The following is an 18,624-nucleotide window of genomic DNA, read 5'->3' as shown; positions in this document are numbered from 1 at the left end:
GAATGTGCATGGGAGGCTTGATGAGAACGCTTGTCGTGATTCTAACAATGGCGGTCGCCCTTGCTGGCCAAATCACGCCCGAACTTGAGGTAATCCTTGAGCAAGCCGGGCCGTCTGACATGGTTGGTGTCATCGTGCAGACCAGAGACCAGGCCGACATGTCCGTGGCACCTGCAGGCCTCAGCTACGACCAGAAACTCGACATCCTAAGAACAACCGCGGTTCGGGCGCAGCAGAGCATCCTCGAATACCTGGCCACAGTTCCGGCCGAGCGCATCCGCAGCACCTTCCTGGTAAGCCGTGTCTGTCTCAGAACCACTCCCGCAGTGGTCCGTGCGCTGGCCGCGCGCGAGGATGTTGATCTGGTGTTTGATGACCACCGGTTCAGACTCAACGACCCAGTTATCCAGGATGCAACCGATTCTCCGGCCTGGAACGTGTTCATGGTCAAGGCCGATTCATGCTGGGCCGAGGGCTATACCGGTGCCGGCGTTGTCGTCGGCAACATTGACACTGGGGTTGAAGTAACCCATCCGGCTTTCGGCGGCCGATGGCGAACCGAGAACGGCTGGTTTGATGCGGTGAACGGCGAAAGCGTGCCCTATGATGACAATGGCCATGGCACGCACGTAATGGGCACAATGTGCGGTGGTGACGGCCTAGGACCATTTCCAGACGACATTGGTATCGCACCTGGCGCGACATTCATCTGCGCCAAAGGATTTGACGACAACGGCACCGGAACTGAATCCGACATCCTGGAGTGCTTTGACTGGATGGCTGCCGTAGGCCGGCCTGATGTCCTTTCCAACTCCTGGTGCCGGCTGAGCCGGCTGAGTACGACCTACTTCCCCAACATCATAAATCTTATCAACCTTGGCATCAAGGTAGTTTTTGCCATTGGCAACAGCGGCCCTAGCCCTAACACCTCCTATCCACCCGGCAGCTACCCGAACGTCATCAGCGCCGGTGCGGTCGCGCGGGCCGATACCATCGCCAAGTTCTCTTCGCGTGGCCCGGCCCCGGACACAACCGTATGGCGCGACACCGTGAACTGGCTCCGCCCGGACTGGAATCTAATCAACCCCACGATTTCCGCACCCGGAGTCAACATCCGTTCGGCCGCACCTGGTGGTGGATATCAGGACATGAGCGGAACATCAATGGCATGCCCGCACGTTGCCGGGTGTGTGGCCCTGATGCTACAAAAAGCTCCGCACCTGAGTCAAAGGGAGATTTTTAACATCATCGCTGACCACGCAGACCATCCGCCGGCCGGTGAACCTTATCCCAACAACAACTACGGCTGGGGTCGGCTGAACTGCAAACAGGCAGTTGACTACGCCTTCCCGGCAAACCGTCCCAATCTCCTTGTGACCCGGACCGCCATTGCCGACGACCCAAACCGCAACTACTGGCTTGACCCGGGCGAATCGGCCAAGTTCCTAGTGTTCCTGCGCAACGCATCAGGCATCACTGCTACCAACCTCGTCGGTGTGCTGCACACTACTGACCCGTATGTAAGTGTCGCCGATTCCGTATCGGTTTTCGGAGACGTTGCCGGCGGCGACAGCACACGCAATCAGGATGACCCTTTCGGACTTCTGGCAAGCGTTTCGTGCCCGCCGAACCACGTCGCTGAGCTGAACTTGACTCTGACCTGCAGCGAGACTAGTTACGCAAGAACAATCCGGCTCACAACCGGCCCACCTCGTGCCAACCCAGGTGTCATTATCTGGGGCCCGAAGCAACTTCCTGGCATGCCTGACCTTGCCGGTCTGAACGGACTTGGTTACGACCATGATCACGACCGGCTCTACGTTACGCACCATCGTTCACGCTCAATCTACATCTACTCCTCAGATTCGAACCCTACTTTGCTTGGCACCATTCCAACCCCGAACAATGAAACCGCATGCACTGACATCAAGTACTGTGCGTACGACTCGACGTTCTGGATTGCATCCGGTCAGACCAAGCGGGTATACAAGATGTCGGTCAACGGCACCGTACTCCGGCAGTTTGCAAACCCGGCCGCTAACGTACCGACCGGCCTGGCCTGGGACGAATCGTCCCGGCTACTCTATCTTGCCGACCGCCGCAGTCTCGGAATGAAACCAGGGTACGTATATGTTACCGACGCACTCGGCAACAGACTACGCCAAGATACGATTCCCCTGAACGGCAACTACGGTGCCCGGGGCCTTGCCTTGGACCTGACCAACACAAACCCGGACCGACCAAGCCTGCTGATGGCCTACACCTACTACAACGTGACCGGTCAGTACCCGGAAAGCACCGGACTGTACGAGTTCCGCAATCCAGGTTGTCGTCTAGTCCAGTACGTCCTAAGCCCGCAGACGTACGACTTCCGCGGCGTCGAGTATGACCCCAGGGACGGCAGCATGTGGGCAACTGTGTCCCAGCATGCTGGCCAGAAAAACATTATCCTCAAGTACGCCGGGTTCCACCTCCCGACCGGGTGCGAGGTTTCGCCCCAAGGGCGTAGCGTCCCCGGCGTAATAAGTATCCTGCCCAATCCGTGCTGCGGGGTTGCCACGGTTACGTTCCAGCTGGCCAAACCTGGCAGCGTGCAACTGGCAATCCGAGACGCGGCCGGCCGTGAGCTCGCGGTCCTGGTCAGTGACCGTTTTTCCGCTGGTAAGCACCAAGTCCGGCTCCCGGACCTGACATTCACACCTGGGGTCTATTTCCTTGACCTGAAAACCTTTGAGACAAGCACCTGCACTAAGTTGGTACATCTGTCCACTCGCTTGAAATAAGGAGGTATCCATGAGACTAACTCTCTTGCTCGGACTGTCGGTTGCGCTCGCTCAGGCGCTTGTTATCCACGTGCCGTCTGAGCAGCCGACAATTCAGGCTGGTCTTAACGCAGCCCGGACCGGCGACACCGTACTGGTCGCCTCCGGCACCTACTTTGAACGCCTTACCTGGCCAGCAAGAGATGGCATTACTCTCCTGAGTGAAGCCGGGCCGGATTCGACGATTGTGAACGCGCGTGATTCCGGACGAGTAGTAACAATGAACGCGTTGGACTATACATCCGCGACCCGGCTTTGCGGGTTCACGCTGACTCGTGGCCTCGTATCAACCTACCCGGGTAACGGCGCCGGCCTGTGGTGCCGGGGCAGCCCGGAAATCTGTCACAACCACATCACCGACAATCACTTGAGCACCATGGGCTATGGCGGCGGTGTGTATGCGGACGGCGCGCCCCTTTTTCACGACAACCTTGTTGCCTGGGACACTATCTGGAACGAAGGTGGCGGCGGCTGGCGCTATGGCGCAGGTGTGTTCTGCTCAGGCTCAGGCATCTTCATCCAGAACGTTTTCCTTGAGAACTGTGCGATGGGCGGTGAAGGTGGTTTCTGGTATGGTGGCGGACTTCATCTTGCCGGCGGCAGGCCGGTCGTGTTTGCGAACCTGTTTCTTCGTAACCGCATGGGCACAAGTACGGGCGGCATCTCCTACGGCGGCGGCCTTTATGTCAACAATGCGACCGCCTACGTGGTGAACAACACCTTTGTCGCCAACGTCTGCTCAACCGCGATTACGCACGGTGCCGGTATCTTCGTCGAAAACAGCTCGACATCAATCGTCAAGAACAACATCCTGTTCGGAAACATCTGCGATGGCTTGGGCCGGGCTGGCGGTGCCATTGCCTCCTATCCGGACACCCTGGGTGAAACACTCGACGTTGACTATAACGATGTCTGGGCCAACCTGCCCGACGCCTACTACGGCGTCCGTGTCGGTCTGCACTCGCTCGCACTAGACCCATTGTTCGTTACCGGCGCGCGCGGCCCTTACTACCTGAGCCAGACAGCGGCCGGCCAGCCCGAGACCAGTCCGTGCTGCGACGCTGGCGACACGGTCATGCGCACCCCTGTAAATCTCGATTCGCTTATTCACGCCTGGACGACACGCACCGATTCAGTCCCGGACATGGGCGTACCGGATATGGGTTACCACTACTGTCGCACGGTCCTCACCGGCAGCACCGAAATACCTGCCGCCACCCTGGCTCGGCACGCTTTCTTGCCCGGTATTACACGCGGCCGGGTCAGGTTCATGTCCGGCCGGCCCGGCGTGCTCTGGCTCATAGATGCCGCCGGTCGTAGGGCTCTCAAACATGAAGTGAACGCTGGCAGCAACACGCTGGAGCTCGCTGGACTACGGCCCGGTGTGTATCTAGCCCGGCTGGAATCACCGGACCAGACCTCCCCCGGACGTCTCGTCAAGCTGCCCTGAACCTCGGTTTCAGCACAGCCCGGTCACTTCTCGGATTCGTGCATGAACACCGTCCTGGGCGCAAGACAACGATAGGAGCCTGCCCGCTGTGCAGAAACTATACACTGCTGAATATGCAAAGGCCGTCTGTAATCAACGGATCACGATGCCTGTGCAAAGGTAACACATTGTCTGACTGCTTGTTAGTGTAGATGCCAGTGTTAGGTTGTAAAGAGCGCTGATACGGCACAGCTTGTGCAGTACCGCAGTTATGTCGCAGTCTGCGTGTCAAAAACAAATGAATATTGCGTGAATTCACAGCCTGAGTAAGCTTATGGCATCAATGGAGGCACTATAGCGCCCTACGGTCGCATCTCTCCCGCTCTGGCCGGATCATCTGTTGTACTTCTATTGCTCCTGTCTGTGTTTGCGTCTGGCAAGGAGCGGTCCCAGCCCGGGCTGCTTTCCATCAACGGCTACGTCCACGTCCAATGGATGTACGATTTCGACCGGTATGCGGTTCCGAAACACGGCTTTGATCTGCGTCGCGGACGGATCGAGTTCCGCTACGACATCGCCGATAAAGTCGGTGCTGAGATTGAAATCGGGTGCGACAAGCTTGCGCTGACAGCAAAGGATGCGTATCTCGAGTACCGAATCAGCCCGGCGTTGGGCTTTACAGCCGGGCTCAGGAAGATGCCTTTCAGCCGCGAAGAACTGACCCCGGCCAGCAAGCTGTTCATGATTGAGCGCAGTGAGACGAATGACATGTTCGGTGACCAGGGGTATCTTGGCCGCGACATCGGGGTTACGTTGCAGGGCGAATCACTGCCCTTTCCGCTACCAGTCGGCTATTCGCTCGGGGTGTACAACGGCAATGGCGACCGCGTGTTTGAGGATCACAACGACGCCAAACAGTTCTGCGAACGGCTGACCGTTCAGCCCCTTGGGGCAATTACTGTCGGTCTGAACGGCAGTCAACGGAACGACTCCTTGACCGGCAACGTCCTGACCGCGTGGGGCGCCGACATCGCCTGGCAGACCGGCAGGGTATCTGCTGACGCCGAGGTGTTGTACGGCAACCGCGGAACCGACCGCCGAATGTTTGGCGCATATCTTGTCGGTGCATACCGGCTGGCCGCGTTTGAGCCCGGGCTGAGGCTGGAAACCGTCTCGGACAACCTGGCCGATTCGCGCGACCGGACAACGGCCGTGACCGCAGCCTGCAACTTATACCTCTACCGCAAGGTTCAACTCAAGACCAACCTTGTGGTCCGGTTCCCGGACTGGCAGCCAAAATTCGTAGCGCAGGCTCAAGTAGGATTCTAGGACAATGACCAATGTCCCAGCGATCAGACAGAACAGGAGCACAGAAATGAGAATCGTGTTGAACCTGACTCTAGCAACCGCAATGGTCGCGCTCAGCGGGTGCACGTGTACGGCTGCGCCGGCCGGTTACGGTCTTTCCAAGTACCACGGGGTGCTGTTTATCAATGAATTCATGGCCTCCAACCGCTCGACAATTGCCGACGAAAGGGGCGACTTTGACGACTGGGTAGAACTCTACAACGCCGGGGACAAGAACATAGACGTTGGTGGGATGTTCCTTACTGACGACCTGTCGCGGGCCACCAAGTGGGGATTTCCTGACACGTTCATCCCGGCTGGCGGGTACCTTATCATCTGGTGCGACGGCGAAAACAACGAAGGCCCGCTTCACACGACCTTCAAGCTGAACGCCGGCCCGGGCGAGGCAATCGGCCTGTTTTCGTCGGCCCGTGACCGCGTCACGCTCGTGGACACGCTCTCCTTCGGCCCCCAGCGGACCGACACGTCCTACGGCCGACTGCCGGACGGAGGTGAGAACTGGTACTTTCTCTCACTGCCCACCCCGGGTCATATGAATCTCTCAGAGGCATCGTCTTTCCGCGGCCGACTGTTTCTCAACGAGTTCATGGCTGCGAATGATTCAACAATTGCCGACGAAGCCGGTGACTACGACGACTGGATTGAGCTTTTCAACGCCGACTCGCTGCCGGTCAGGCTTGGCGGCTTCTACCTGACCGACAATCTTAGGGACCGGAAGAAATGGGTCATCCCTGATACGTCAATTGCCGCCGGCGGTTTCCTGCTCATCTGGGCGGACAACGAACCCACCGAAGGCCAGCTCCACACTACCTTCAATCTGGCTGCAGCCGGTGGTGAGCAGCTCGGGCTGTACGAAGCGAAAGATACCTACGCGCTCATCATTGACACCCTCACCTTTGGCCACCAAGGCGTGGATACGTCCTTTGGCCGTTATCCTGATGGCGCTCCGAACTGGCAGTTCATGACTAGTCCGACCCCGCGCCACCCGAACCGACTGAAGAAGTAGCGACCGTGCGAGCGGCTTCGAGGATTGCATTTCCGGTCACAAACCTCAGACGCCACACGGTTCTGGTCTGTGGTCTGTGGCTTGTGGCCTGTGGCCTTTCGGTTGCCGGGTTCTTCGACCTGGAGCAGGTCAACGAAATCAGACTCTATTTTGCCGAATCCAACTGGGACGAGATTCTCGACAGCCTGTATGCCCGGGGTCTTGAAGAGCGGCTTGTCGGGACTGCGGTAATCAACGGCATCCGGTTCGACTCGGTCGGGGTTCGGTATAAAGGCTACAGCTCCTATAACCCGAACCGCAAGAAGAACCCCTTCAACATCAAGCTCGACTACATCAAACCCGGCCAGACCATCGAAGGTCACGGCACGCTTCGACTGGCCAATATCTACAAGGACCCCAGTTGCGTGCGCGAGGCACTGAGTTACGAGATTACCCGGAAGTACATGCCTGCGGGTCGGTCCAATTACGCCGACATCTATGTAAACGATACCCTTATCGGTCTCTATTCCAACAATGAGGACCCGGACAAACATTTCATGCGGGAACACTTCTACTGCGACGAGAACGCCCGGTTCAAGGGACGCATCGAGTTCGACTCGGTAAAGATGATGGGCTGGAAGTATCTTGGCCCGGATTCAATCCCTTACCTGGACTACTTTGAACTCGAATCCGTTTCTGGCTGGCCCGAACTTATCGCTCTCTTCGACACCCTCAATAACCACAACGAAGCACTGGACCGGGTCCTGGACGTTGACCGGCTTCTCTGGATGCTCGCTTTTGACATCCTGCTCGTCAACCTCGACTCGCCAATCAACACTGCCCAGAACTACTACTTGTACCGGGATGCGTCAAACCGGTTCAACCCGATTGTCTGGGACCTGAACGAGAGCTTCGGTGCATTTCGGGAGCTTTACGGCACCGGGCTTCTGTCTCTGACCCAGATGCAGCAGCTCGATCCATTCCTGCGCTCGGCTGATACCCAGTATCCAATCTGTAGCAAAGTGCTGAACGATGCCCGGCGTCGCCGGATGTTTGTCGCTCATGCAAGAACCGTCATCGCCGACGTATTCACTAGCAACTGGTATAGAAATCGGGCACTGGAAATTCAACACATCATTGACGCCCACGTGCAGGCCGACCGTAACAAGTTTTACACCTACAACGATTTCCTGAACAACGTGACCCGTTCGGTCGGTTCCGGCCCGCTCGCAATCGTCGGTCTGACCGAACTTATGAATGCAAGGACAGCGTGGCTTTTGTCCCGGCCTGAGTTCCAGGCCTCAGCACCGGTTGTATCCGACGCATCCGGAGCGCCGTATCCGGCCCGACCGAACTCGCACGTTCAGTTCCTTGCCCGAATCCAAGGTGCTGATTCGGTCTGGCTCGGACTCCGACAGAACCCGGCTCTGCGTTTTGTCAGAGCCGTGATGTACGATGACGGCCTGCACGGTGACTCAAGTGCAAACGACGGGCTCTACGGCGTTCGGGTCCGGCTCGCCGCGGGCAACGTCGAGTACTACGTCTATGCCGAAAACCCCGAAGCCGGAACGTTTTTTCCTGCGCGGGCCGAACGTGAGTTCCTGACCCTGCCGGTCGCAAACGACGTAGTCCTGAACGAGTTCATGGCGATAAACGAGAAAACGGTCCAAGACCCGTCGGGTCAGTATGACGACTGGATTGAACTCTACAACAACTCCAGCCAGCCGGTCAGCCTTGACGACTGGCTCCTAACCAACGACTCAACCAATATCACCCGCTGGGCCTTTCCCGACACCACGATTCCGGCCCGCGGCTACCTTGTTGTCTGGGCCGACAACGACCTGAACCAACCTGGGCTGCACGCTAACTTCAAGCTCGCTGGATCCAGCGGAATCCTGCTCCTGTCCGACCCGGACGGCAGACCGATTGACCGCGTAACCTACGGACCTCAGTTCGCAGACATAAGCTATGGTCGTTATCCGAACGGAACTGGCCGGTTCATCCTGATGAACCCGACATTCGCTGCGGCAAATGACAGCGGCGTCGGAATAGCAGACCCTGCTTACCACAGAGGGCAGACCGCAGATTACAGACTGGACCCGCACCCCAACCCGTTCCTGCGCTCAACCACTATCCACTATGCTCTGCCGGTGCGCAGCGCGGTTCTACTTCGCATCTTCGATGTCTCAGGCCGGCTCTGCTCAACGCTTGTTGACGCCGAACAGTCGCCGGGCTCGTACGAAATCACCCACGCTGTTCAGGGACAGCCGAGCGGTGTATACTTCGCGCAAATCGCAGCCAAGCCGGCCAAAGGCCCAGCTTTGGTCCTGACCGTGAAGCTTGCAAAGACTGGGCAATGAATCAGAAACGGGTGAACAGCCGCACGACCCTGATTCTAGTTGTGTTTCTGCTGCCGGCCGTCGCCTTTGGCCAGGCATTCGATGGACTTACGCTGTACAACCCCATCAACAACCGGACGACCTATCTCAAGAACAACTCTGGCCAGACGGTGAATTCCTGGACATCCACTAACCCCTGCTACATCGCCTACCTGCTGCCCGACTCAACCATCTGGCGCATGGAAGTCTATTCCGGCTCGATAATGCGGGGCGGCCCTTACGGCGGCCTGATGACCCACTACGACTGGAGTCATAACCTGCTCGAGAGTTTCCTGTGGTCGGACTCGAACCACCAGCAGCATCACGATATCAACGTCATGCCCAACGGCCACGTGCTGCTCATTGCCTGGGTACGCAAATCCCGCGCCGAAGGTTTGGCAATGGGTCGGCTGAACCTCACCGGTGAAATCTGGCCAGACGAGGTCATCGAATGGGACCCTGAAGCCGACAGTGTTGTCTGGCGCTGGAGCTTCTGGGACCACCTGATTCAGGACGTTGACCCTGGAAAACCAAACTACGGTGTCGTGCGCGAGCATCCCGAACTCCTCGACATCAACCAAGGAACAATCCAGCAGGGCGGCGACTGGATGCACTGTAACGCGGTTGACTACAACGTCGAACGCGATGAGATAATCATTACCTCGCACACCCTGAGCGAGTTCTATGTCATTGACCACTCCACCACGACCGAAGAAGCACGGGGCCATACCGGTGGCCGGCACGGCAGGGGCGGCGACTTCCTGTACCGCTGGGGCAACCCCCAGGTCTATGACCGAGGAACCACGGCTGACCAGGTCTTCTTTGTTGCGCACGGCGCAAACTGGGTCCAGCCTGGGATGCCGGGCGCGGGCAATATCCTCGTGCTCAACAACGGCGACCGACCCGGAACCACAGCTGACTCGTCGTCAATCGTCGAAATCACGCCTCCGCTCGACTCCAATGACCACTATTACATCCACCCGGATTCCGCATTCGGCCCCAGAACACCAACCTGGCAGTATTCCAACGGCACGAACTTCTATTCCCAGCATCTTGGCGGCGCTTACCGGCTGCCCAACGGCAATACACTCGCAACCCTCGGAACCACTGGTCGGCTGGTCGAAGTCTCACCTAACAGGCAGGTAGTATGGCAATACAACACCGGCACCCAGACCGCACGGGCCATGAAGTATCCACTGGACCTTGCTGGAATCTGCCAGGGGTCGGCTAAGCCAATGGCCGTCAAGCCTGCGGCACAGCCGAATCCATTCCGATTGTCAACCGTCATCCGCTACGCTCTGCCAGCAACAAGCCATGTGTTGCTCTCGCTCTTCGATGCCGCTGGCCGGCTCTGCACAACACTCATTGACCGCAAACAGAGCCCGGGGCACTATGAGGTAATCTTTCCTGCCGGACGGCGTGAGATTCCGGCCGGCGTCTATTTCGCACAACTGTTCATCCGGCCGGCCGATGGCACCGGGTCGGTCTGCACCGTCAAACTCACGAAGACCGAATGAGAACCAAACCCAAGAGGTGAGAAATGACCGCATTCCGCCTGACCGCATACCTAACCCTCACACTACTTGTCCTACCATCGCTCGCGTCAGCCCAGGCGTTTGACGGGCTGACGCTGGTCAACAACATGAACAGCACGACAATGAAGCTAATTGACAATTCCGGCGCTACGGTCAAATCCTGGACCTGCAACACGAATGTTGCCTACGTGCCCTATCTCATGCCTGATTCGACCATCTGGCGTCCCAGCGTATACTCCGGTGCAACGATGCGCGGCGCGGCTTACGGCGGACTTATTCAGCACTACTCGTGGAACGGTTCGATCATCGAAAGCTTCATCTGGTCCAACTCCTACCACCAGCAGCACCACGACATCCATCCAATGCCCAACGGCCATGTGCTCGTCGTGTCCTGGGACCGTAAGACCGCGGCCGAGGCCCAGGCCATGGGCCGCCAGAACATCACCTCCGACATCTGGCCGGATGAGGTCATCGAATGGGACCCAGTCTCGCGGACCGTTGTCTGGGAATGGCACTTCTGGGACCACCTGATTCAAGACGTTGACCCGTCCAAGCCCAACTACGGCGTGGTACGGGAACATCCCGAACTTCTTGACATCAACCTCGGTACGGTTCAAGGCGGCGACTGGATGCACTGCAACACTGTTGACTACAACGCCGAACGTGATGAGATTATCCTTACTTCCCACAACCTCCACGAAATCTACGTAATTGACCATTCAACCACAACTGAGGAAGCACGCGGCCACACCGGTGGCCGGCACGGCAAGGGTGGCGACATCCTCTACCGCTGGGGCAACCCGCAGAACTACGACCGCGGCACCTCTGCCGACCGCGTTTTCTACATCGTCCACGGCGGTAACTGGATCCGGCCTGGGATGCCGGGCGCTGGTAACATCATTGTCCTGAACAACGGCGACCGCCCAGGCAGCGCAAACGACTACTCGGTCATCATAGAAATCACTCCGCCACTCGACTCAAACGACCATTACTACATTCATCCGGACTCGGCGTTCGGACCGACACCCCAGAACCTGACCTGGTCCTACTCCAACGGTTCGGCATTCTATGCCCAGCACCTGGGCGGTGCATACCGGCTGCCCAACGGTAACACCATGGCAACACTTGGAACTGTCAACAAGCTTGTGGAGGTCACCTACAACAAGCAGGTTGCTTGGCAGTACAACACCGGCGGACAGATTGGCCGCGCCCTGAAGTATCCGCGTAACTTCACCGGCATACGGAGCGAGCGGACTGAACCGGTCGCATCAACGCTGAATATCAGCCCGAATCCATTCCGCAACGCTGCCTCGATTCGATACAAGTTGGATGCAAGAAGCCAGGTCGAGTTGTCAGTTCTCGATGTCGTTGGCCGTTTGGTTGCGTCTTTTGACAAAGGTGTCCAAGACCCGGGCGAGCATAGTATCGCATTCGCCCCAAGGCCAGACCTACCGGCCGGCGTTTATCTTGTCCGCCTTACAGCAGCCGCCAGGGACGGCTCCGGCAGCATCGTCACCAGCCAAGAACGTTTGGTGAAAGGAAGGTAGTATGCACACCAGATTCATCGCTCATCGTTCAGCATTCATCGTTGCCTTGGCCCTCGCCTTGCCCGCCTTGAGCCAGACCTGGGTGTCTCGTTACGACGGCCCGGCTTCAGACGAAGACCGGGCTTACGGTGTCGCGGTCGACCAGTCCGGGTGCACCTATGTGACCGGAACAAGCTGGGGCTTGGGCACGTCATACGACGCCGCCACGGTCAAGTACGGCTTGGCCGGCGATTCACTCTGGATCAGGCGGTTCAACGGCGTGGCCTCGGGCTCGGATGAAGGCCGCGCAATCGCAGTACGTGGCACCCGGGTCGCGGTCACTGGTGGATGTGCAGACCCAAGCCTATACACCGATATTCTTACAATTGTCTATGACAATTCCGGGGACTCGCTCTGGACCGCGCTGTACAACGGCCCTGGCACTGGTAACGATATGGGTCTTGCGGTCGCACTCGACCAAGCCGGCAACGTCTATGTCACCGGCTATGCCCAGTCCGACACCGCGGGCTGGGACTTTGTTACGCTCAAGTACGACGCTGCCGGTAACCGGCAGTGGGTCGCAACCTACTCAACCGAGTTCGAGGACTTCGCCTCCTGCATCGGGCTTGACCCTGCTGGCAACGTCTATGTTACCGGTTCGAGTGGCAATCCCTACCTCCTGACCTGGGACTTCGCCACAGTCAAGTACAACTCGAGCGGAGTCGAGCAGTGGGCCGTGCGCTATGACGGCCCGGCCGGCGAAGACGACGAACCACATGGCCTGGTGGTGGATGTTCTTGGTAACGTTTACGTCTGTGGCGGCAGCCTTGACTCCACCTCTGGCCTTGACTATGTAACAATCAAGTATAATCCGGACGGCGAAACACTCTGGGTCCGGCGCTACAATGGCCCGGCCAACGGTCCGGACGAAGCCTATGCCATCGGGCTCGACGCGGCTGGAAACGTCTATGTGACCGGCTCAAGCCAGGGCAACGGCACGGAAGCTGACTACGCCACGGTCAAGTACGACCCTGACGGCAACCTGATCTGGGTCAGCCGTTACAACGGCCCAGCATCCGGGTTCGACGAAGCACACGCCATCGTGGTGGATGCAGGAGGTTACGTGACCGTGACCGGCACAAGCCAGGGTCAAGGCACTGGTGCCGACTACGCCACGGTCCGCTACACTCCAGCCGGCACCGAAGAATGGGTGAACCGCTACGACGGCCCAAACTCAGGTTACGATGAAGCAATGGCGATGGCGCTCGACCCAACCGGTGGCGTGTGTGTTACCGGCGCAAGCGACGGCGCGGTCATTGACTACGCCACGGTCCGCTACCCTGCGGTTGGCATTACCGAAAGCCCCCGGCCCGGAGCTCACGGCTCCCAGCTAGCACCGACCATCATTCGCGGGAGCCTGTTACTGGCCGATGTGGCGAGCGGTCAGCAGTCCGCAGCCTGCGCCTTTCTGTTCGACGCCACCGGCCGTACCGTCGCAGACCTCGAACCCGGCGCCAACGACGTCTCCGGCCTCGCGCCCGGTGTTTACTTCGTCGCTCCGGCCTCGGGCGCAATGCGTGACGCGTCGGGCGTGACCAAGGTCATCATCGCCCGCTGAGCCGTGTCTGACCCGCCGGCCGGTATTACCACTTCGGCCCGCATCGCCCCGATGCGGCTTGAATACAAGTTCCTGGTTCACACCGACCTGCTTACCGACCTTCGCGCCGCGCTCGCGCCCTATGTCTACCTCGACAAGTTCGCGGCGCAGCGGCCGGGCGGTCAGTACACCGTGCGCAGCATCTACTACGACACCCGCCGTTTCCACTGTTATTACGAGAAATTCGACGGTTTCTGCACCAAGAAGAAACTCCGCATTCGTGGCTACGGCACACCTGCTTCCGACTCAACCGTGTTTCTGGAAATCAAGTACAAGCTCGGCGACTTCATCGGCAAGTATCGGGCGCCCCTGCCCTGGAACCGTATCACGCAGGTATTCGCCGGCTACGGCCCGGCGCCAGCCGACCTGCCGTTCGCACCCGGCACCAACGAAGCCGAGGCCGCCCGTCGGTTCCTGTACAACTACTACCGTCGCAAAATGCTGCCGGTCGTACTCATCGCCTACGAACGCGAGCCGTTCTACAGCCGGTTCGACTCTACCCTTCGCCTGACATTCGACAAGAACGTCAGAAGCCGGCTCTACCCCACGCTCGACTCGCTTTACCAGGACCGCGATGCCAAGTTCCTAATGCCTGACCACTTCGTGTTCGAGATCAAGTTCTATGACGGCTGCCTGCCATACTGGGTTCGTTCGATTCTCACCCGGTTCGACCTCAGCCGCGTTGCGGTCTCTAAGTACGCAATGGGCATTGACTGCCAACGTGCCGAAAAGAAGTTCCTGCTTGGCATCGGCCACACGGTCGAATTCCCCTTGCCCGTGGCTTGCGCAACCTGAAAGGAGCAAAATGGAAATCATCAAGAGCCTTGTTCAAGAACTCAACCTCCTGCCGCTCAACGCCAGCACGGTCGTCGTCAAACTAGTCTTCGCTTTTGCCTGCAGTTTCTTCATCGCCTGGCTGTATCGCAAGACCTATCGCGGTCCGGGCTACTCGGTCGCCTACACCAACATGCTCATCCTGCTCTGCATGACCACCGCAATAATGATCATGGTTATCGGCAACAACCTTGCCCGCGCCTTCGGTCTTGTCGGCGCACTCTCGGTTGTCCGGTTCCGCCACGCAGTAAAGAATACCCAAGACATCGTCTACGTGTTCCTGGCACTCGCCATCGGCATGGCCTGCGGTGTCGGCTTCTACACGATTGCGGTCGTCGGCACACTATTCATCGGCGCGCTCATCTTCCTGATGTCCAAAACGCGCTTCTCCTCGCCCCGCCGTGACGACCATCTACTCCAGTTCAACTACCGGCCAACCGGGACTGAACCACCTCCCTACCAGACGCTGCTCAACCGCTACTGCCGCAAGCTCACACCGATAAACGTCCGCACCCTGGGCGACACCGACCTTGTCGAAGTGTCCTACTACGTCCGACTCCGGGACAAGGACAAGGGCGAAGAACTAGTCCGGGAAATGAACCGGACTCCAGGCATCCAGTACGCGAACCTCTTTTTCGACGAAGAACAAATCTAACCCCGCGCCTGCTCGCTTCGCCGTGCCTTCCACCGTGTAACGTGCAGTTTCCCAAGATAACTCAGAAGACCGCAGGTGCGGTCTGGCGGAAACGTTCGGCGAGTATGACGGCCGAACACCAGCCACAGCCGGTTACCATGAGGTACCAAGTTGATAGTGGACAGTAACGGGTCCGGTCGTCGGTAGGACGCATTGCCGGACAGACTGCGCCATGGCCCGGCCTAGAACAGCCCCGACAGTGCGAGGAATGACGAAGAGAAGTGCGAGCCAAACCACTTTCTTGGCAACCACACAAGCAGCCGGGGCCGCAATCGAACAGGCGATAAGGGAGGCAGCCCCAATCACAATCAGGGACACTGTGAGTAAGGCAACTTGGGATACCGTTACCCAAACAGCAAGGCTGATAACAAGGTAAGCCACCGGGAAGACCACAAGGAAAACAGCCAGCCAGACCGCAGGCTAGACAACTCGTAAGACCACCTGCCCCATGACCCCCATGTATCCTTGCTCCAGAACGCACCTCGCGCATAACATGCGGACTTATGACCAGTTATGCTATTCGATGTCAGAAAAATAAGGCTCTTTGAACCCGACAGGTGAAGTTTACCTGCAGGTAAACTTCAAGCTAATGCCAGCTAGGCCGGGGGCTATCCTTATTAGCTGCCGGTTTGGCGAGGAAAATTGCGCAGCGGCCGGCGTGAGCGCCGCAGGCTCCAAGGTGCCTCTACCAGCAGAGCCGAAGCTACCGCTACCCGTTTGCTACCAGCTCGATAGCTCAGCGCACAAGCACGAACCTTCCAACAACTGCCTGGTCAAGCGCCTCCAGTCGGCAGAAGTAGATGCCGCTTGAAAGTCTACCGCCGTCTTCAGCCTGGCCATTCCAGCGCACACGCTTCAAGCCCGGTTCCTGAACTTCGTCAACGACCCGCGCAACAACCCTTCCGGTCAGGTCACAGACCGATAGCCTTACTCGACAGTTCGACGGAAGGTAATATGACAACTCTGCCTGGTCAGGACACGGGTTCGGTCTGATTGGCAGAAGTCGAAGCCGCTCAGCGACTGGCGCAGTCCCTGGGCTGACAAGCCCGGTCGGCGGGCCGTAGAAACCTGATATCTTGGCGATGGAACGGTCAGGAGACTGCGGAATTGTGACCCAGTAGTTTCCATCGCGCGGGTCGTATTCAATGCCACGGCAGTTCCAACCGGGCAAGAGAACTCGCTGGATGATAGACAGGTCGGTACGGCTCATTTCGTAGACGCCACAGGAGTCAATCTGGGTGCCGCCAGAGTTGAAGGCGGTATAGACCATCAGTAGGGAACCGTTGTTCGGACCCTGGGGCTCGTACGCAAGGCAGCGCGCACCGTAAGCAGCTCGAAGCGGTACGTCCATCCGGCGCACCTGCGTGCCCAGGGTGTCAGCAACGTACACGTATTGAGGAAACGAGTTGAGTGCAGTCCTGCGGTCCGAGAGGTAAAGCCGGTATTCGGACTCGACCCAGGCTAGTCCAACCGGGTAATCATTGGCCAGGTTGTCGAACTGCCAGAGCACGGTTCCGTCCGGCTGAATCTTTGATACCTTCTTGCGGCCAGTGGTTATCGGGTTAGTAGCGACCCAGAAAGTCGAATCGTACGCACAGTACTTAATATCGGTACCCATGGTATCTGGTGCCGGGATGTTGCCGTAATAGGTCAGACTGGAGTCGCTTGAGTAGATGTAGATGCGCCTTGAATAGGCGTTCATCACGTAGAGCCGCTGGTTGACCGGGTTGTAGGCAAGGCCGTAATTGAAACCGGTTGAGGGGAAGCTCGGCAGTTGCTTTGGGCCCCAGACGACCTGAAACCCTGATGCGCCGACCTTGAGTTCAAACGGAATATTCTGGCTGAAACCTGAGCCGGAAAGCGCCAGGACGAACTCAACCACCGTGCCGGGCGGTGTTGCCGAAGATGCGGACAGCCGGAAACGGCTTGCGCCATTATGTGCGGTTCCGCCGACCGGGATGTCGCCAAAAGTCCCAACCGTATCAAGGAGTGTGATGTACGGATTTGAGCCGAGAAGCCGGACCTTGCCGGTGACACCGGTGACAGCGACTCCGGAGAGGTTACGAAGCGTATCGGTCAAATATACTGTCTCGCCCGGGTCGAACCGGCCATTGTTGTTGCCGGGCGGAGGGTCCTCGAGCCTGGAACCGGACAAACTCAATACCGCAGTTCCGGCAGTGCCAAGACCACCGGACACAACCACGGCAAACGGCTGCCGTGTACCCTGCGGCACGTTGGTGGCGTTGACCCGGATGGTCCATTCGCCAAGCTCAGGCACGTTGCGGCGCACGCACTCCTCAACATTGCGCGTGTCAGTGCCGGCCGGGTTCGGGGTTGACTGTCCGCCGGTGTACTGGTTGCCCTTGTAAACAACCGCATTCGGCCCGGTCACGACCAAATCGAGGTTATTGACGATTGCCGGGTTTGCACCGGAGCTTGCCGGGTAGTCGGTCCAGACAAGAGTAATCTTCAACGGCTCAGACTGATTATTGACCGTGACTGTGAATTCCCGGTACTGGCCGGTCGAAAGACCAGTGGTATCATCGAGAATCGAGAGCTTCCGCACATCGTCCTTGAAATAGAGTACGTCGTCAATATTGACCCGGCCCCAGCCGGTGTTGTTGTCCGGGATGGTGGAACCGATGATGTCCGGTGCCGCCGAGTTGACGATGCATGCCTTTACGAGCGCGGCCGAGATGTAGGTCATCCGGTTACCGGGAACCGACTCGCCAGTAGGATAGAACCCCTTGGCAAAGTAGTCACGGACCAGGGCCGCATTGCCGCCGACACACGGCGTTGCCATCGAGGTACCCTGCATGTACCCATAGCTTGTTGCGGTCGAGCCAATTGACGACAGCATGTTTTGACCTGGCGCGGTCACGGTCGGCTTGTACCGGGTGTCGTTACACGGGCCGCGCGAAGAGAAATCGGCCATCTGGTTGGCCGAGGTACCATTCGCTACCGCTCCGGCGGTCAAGATGTCCTTCGAGGTCCCGGGCGGAATCACGGTTGTCGCACCCGGGCCGTTGTTACCCGCAGCATACACAATCAGGAAGTCCTTGTGGTCCCACATGAACCTATCAGTCTGCTGACAGTAGGCAGTGTAGGTGCCCGCACCGGTGGTCGAGCCCCAGGAATGGGATGAAACCCGGGCTGCGCCGCCGGTGTTGCCGTTGAACGGCAGCGTATAGAGGTTTGTCAGGTCGCCGGGCACTGAGAGCGAACCGGAAGAGGTACCGATGTCCATGAAGTACATCTTGGCCTTGATTGCCATGCCGTCGGCCGCACTTGTACCCGAGACGTAACTGTCATCTCCGCAGATAGTGCCGCAGGTATGGGTGCCGTGCCAGGACCCGGCGGAGTTGTCACCAAACGCGGCCGAGGACCCGGACCAAG

11 protein-coding genes are annotated in these 18,624 nt (G+C 58.5%); 10 read left to right on the top strand and 1 reads right to left on the bottom strand.

What is annotated here, in order from left to right; genetic code table 11:
• Window positions 1–20 precede the first annotated feature (20 nt).
• From ABIL25_06940 to ABIL25_06895, 10 genes are all read left to right on the top strand, one after another.
• Entirely contained in the window at window positions 21–2,783 is a 2,763-nt protein-coding gene (locus tag ABIL25_06940; GenBank protein MEO0082010.1) for a S8 family serine peptidase, read from the top strand.
• A gap of 10 nt (window positions 2,784–2,793) precedes the next feature.
• Window positions 2,794–4,272 carry a right-handed parallel beta-helix repeat-containing protein gene (locus ABIL25_06935; GenBank protein MEO0082009.1) on the top strand — a complete coding sequence of 493 codons (1,479 nt, stop codon included), beginning with the start codon at window positions 2,794–2,796 and terminating at the stop codon, window positions 4,270–4,272.
• 402 nt (window positions 4,273–4,674) lie between these two features.
• Window positions 4,675–5,580, top strand: coding sequence for a porin (locus ABIL25_06930; GenBank protein MEO0082008.1), 906 nt, complete (start codon window positions 4,675–4,677; stop codon window positions 5,578–5,580).
• Between the two features lie 46 nt (window positions 5,581–5,626).
• Complete coding sequence (locus tag ABIL25_06925; protein MEO0082007.1) at window positions 5,627–6,625, top strand: lamin tail domain-containing protein; 999 nt, start codon at window positions 5,627–5,629, stop codon at window positions 6,623–6,625.
• A gap of 5 nt (window positions 6,626–6,630) precedes the next feature.
• A complete protein-coding gene (locus ABIL25_06920) occupies window positions 6,631–8,964 on the top strand; it encodes a CotH kinase family protein (GenBank protein MEO0082006.1) in 2,334 nt (777 codons plus the stop codon).
• A complete protein-coding gene (locus tag ABIL25_06915) occupies window positions 8,961–10,499 on the top strand; it encodes an aryl-sulfate sulfotransferase (GenBank protein ID MEO0082005.1) in 1,539 nt (512 codons plus the stop codon). Before ABIL25_06920 ends, ABIL25_06915 begins: the two co-directional genes overlap by 4 nt.
• Window positions 10,500–10,522: 23 nt before the next feature.
• Complete coding sequence (locus tag ABIL25_06910; GenBank protein ID MEO0082004.1) at window positions 10,523–12,064, top strand: aryl-sulfate sulfotransferase; 1,542 nt, start codon at window positions 10,523–10,525, stop codon at window positions 12,062–12,064.
• Between the two features lies 1 nt (window position 12,065).
• On the top strand, window positions 12,066–13,661 hold the full coding sequence (locus tag ABIL25_06905; protein ID MEO0082003.1) for an SBBP repeat-containing protein: 1,596 nt from the start codon (window positions 12,066–12,068) through the stop codon (window positions 13,659–13,661).
• A 3-nt stretch (window positions 13,662–13,664) separates the two neighbouring features.
• Window positions 13,665–14,495: a polyphosphate polymerase domain-containing protein gene (locus ABIL25_06900; protein ID MEO0082002.1), complete on the top strand. Its 831-nt coding sequence runs from the start codon at window positions 13,665–13,667 to the stop codon at window positions 14,493–14,495.
• Window positions 14,496–14,505: 10 nt separating this feature from the next.
• Window positions 14,506–15,189, top strand: a complete 684-nt coding sequence (locus tag ABIL25_06895; protein ID MEO0082001.1) for a DUF4956 domain-containing protein — start codon at window positions 14,506–14,508, stop codon at window positions 15,187–15,189.
• Window positions 15,190–15,964: 775 nt separating this feature from the next.
• Here ABIL25_06895 and ABIL25_06890 read toward each other — a convergent pair.
• On the bottom strand, window positions 15,965–18,624 hold a 2,660-nt coding region (locus ABIL25_06890), incomplete at its 5' end, for a S8 family serine peptidase (protein MEO0082000.1).

This window comes from candidate division WOR-3 bacterium (assembly GCA_039801365.1).
GTDB lineage: Bacteria > Hydrothermota > Tepidihabitantia > Tepidihabitantales > Tepidihabitantaceae > JBDRUN01.
The sequence above is the reverse complement of the archived record's forward strand: the minus strand, read 5'-3'. Positions and strand labels throughout refer to the sequence as shown.

What these genes read in the sequence shown, in the direction of transcription:
- ABIL25_06940 (MEO0082010.1), top strand. Translation starts at nt 21, where the DNA reads ATGAGAACGCTTGTCGTGATTCTAACAATGGCGGTCGCCCTTGCTGGC.
- ABIL25_06935 (MEO0082009.1), top strand. Translation starts at nt 2,794, where the DNA reads ATGAGACTAACTCTCTTGCTCGGACTGTCGGTTGCGCTCGCTCAGGCG.
- ABIL25_06925 (MEO0082007.1), top strand. Translation starts at nt 5,627, where the DNA reads ATGAGAATCGTGTTGAACCTGACTCTAGCAACCGCAATGGTCGCGCTC.
- ABIL25_06915 (MEO0082005.1), top strand. Translation starts at nt 8,961, where the DNA reads ATGAATCAGAAACGGGTGAACAGCCGCACGACCCTGATTCTAGTTGTG.
- ABIL25_06910 (MEO0082004.1), top strand. Translation starts at nt 10,523, where the DNA reads ATGACCGCATTCCGCCTGACCGCATACCTAACCCTCACACTACTTGTC.
- ABIL25_06905 (MEO0082003.1), top strand. Translation starts at nt 12,066, where the DNA reads ATGCACACCAGATTCATCGCTCATCGTTCAGCATTCATCGTTGCCTTG.
- ABIL25_06895 (MEO0082001.1), top strand. Translation starts at nt 14,506, where the DNA reads ATGGAAATCATCAAGAGCCTTGTTCAAGAACTCAACCTCCTGCCGCTC.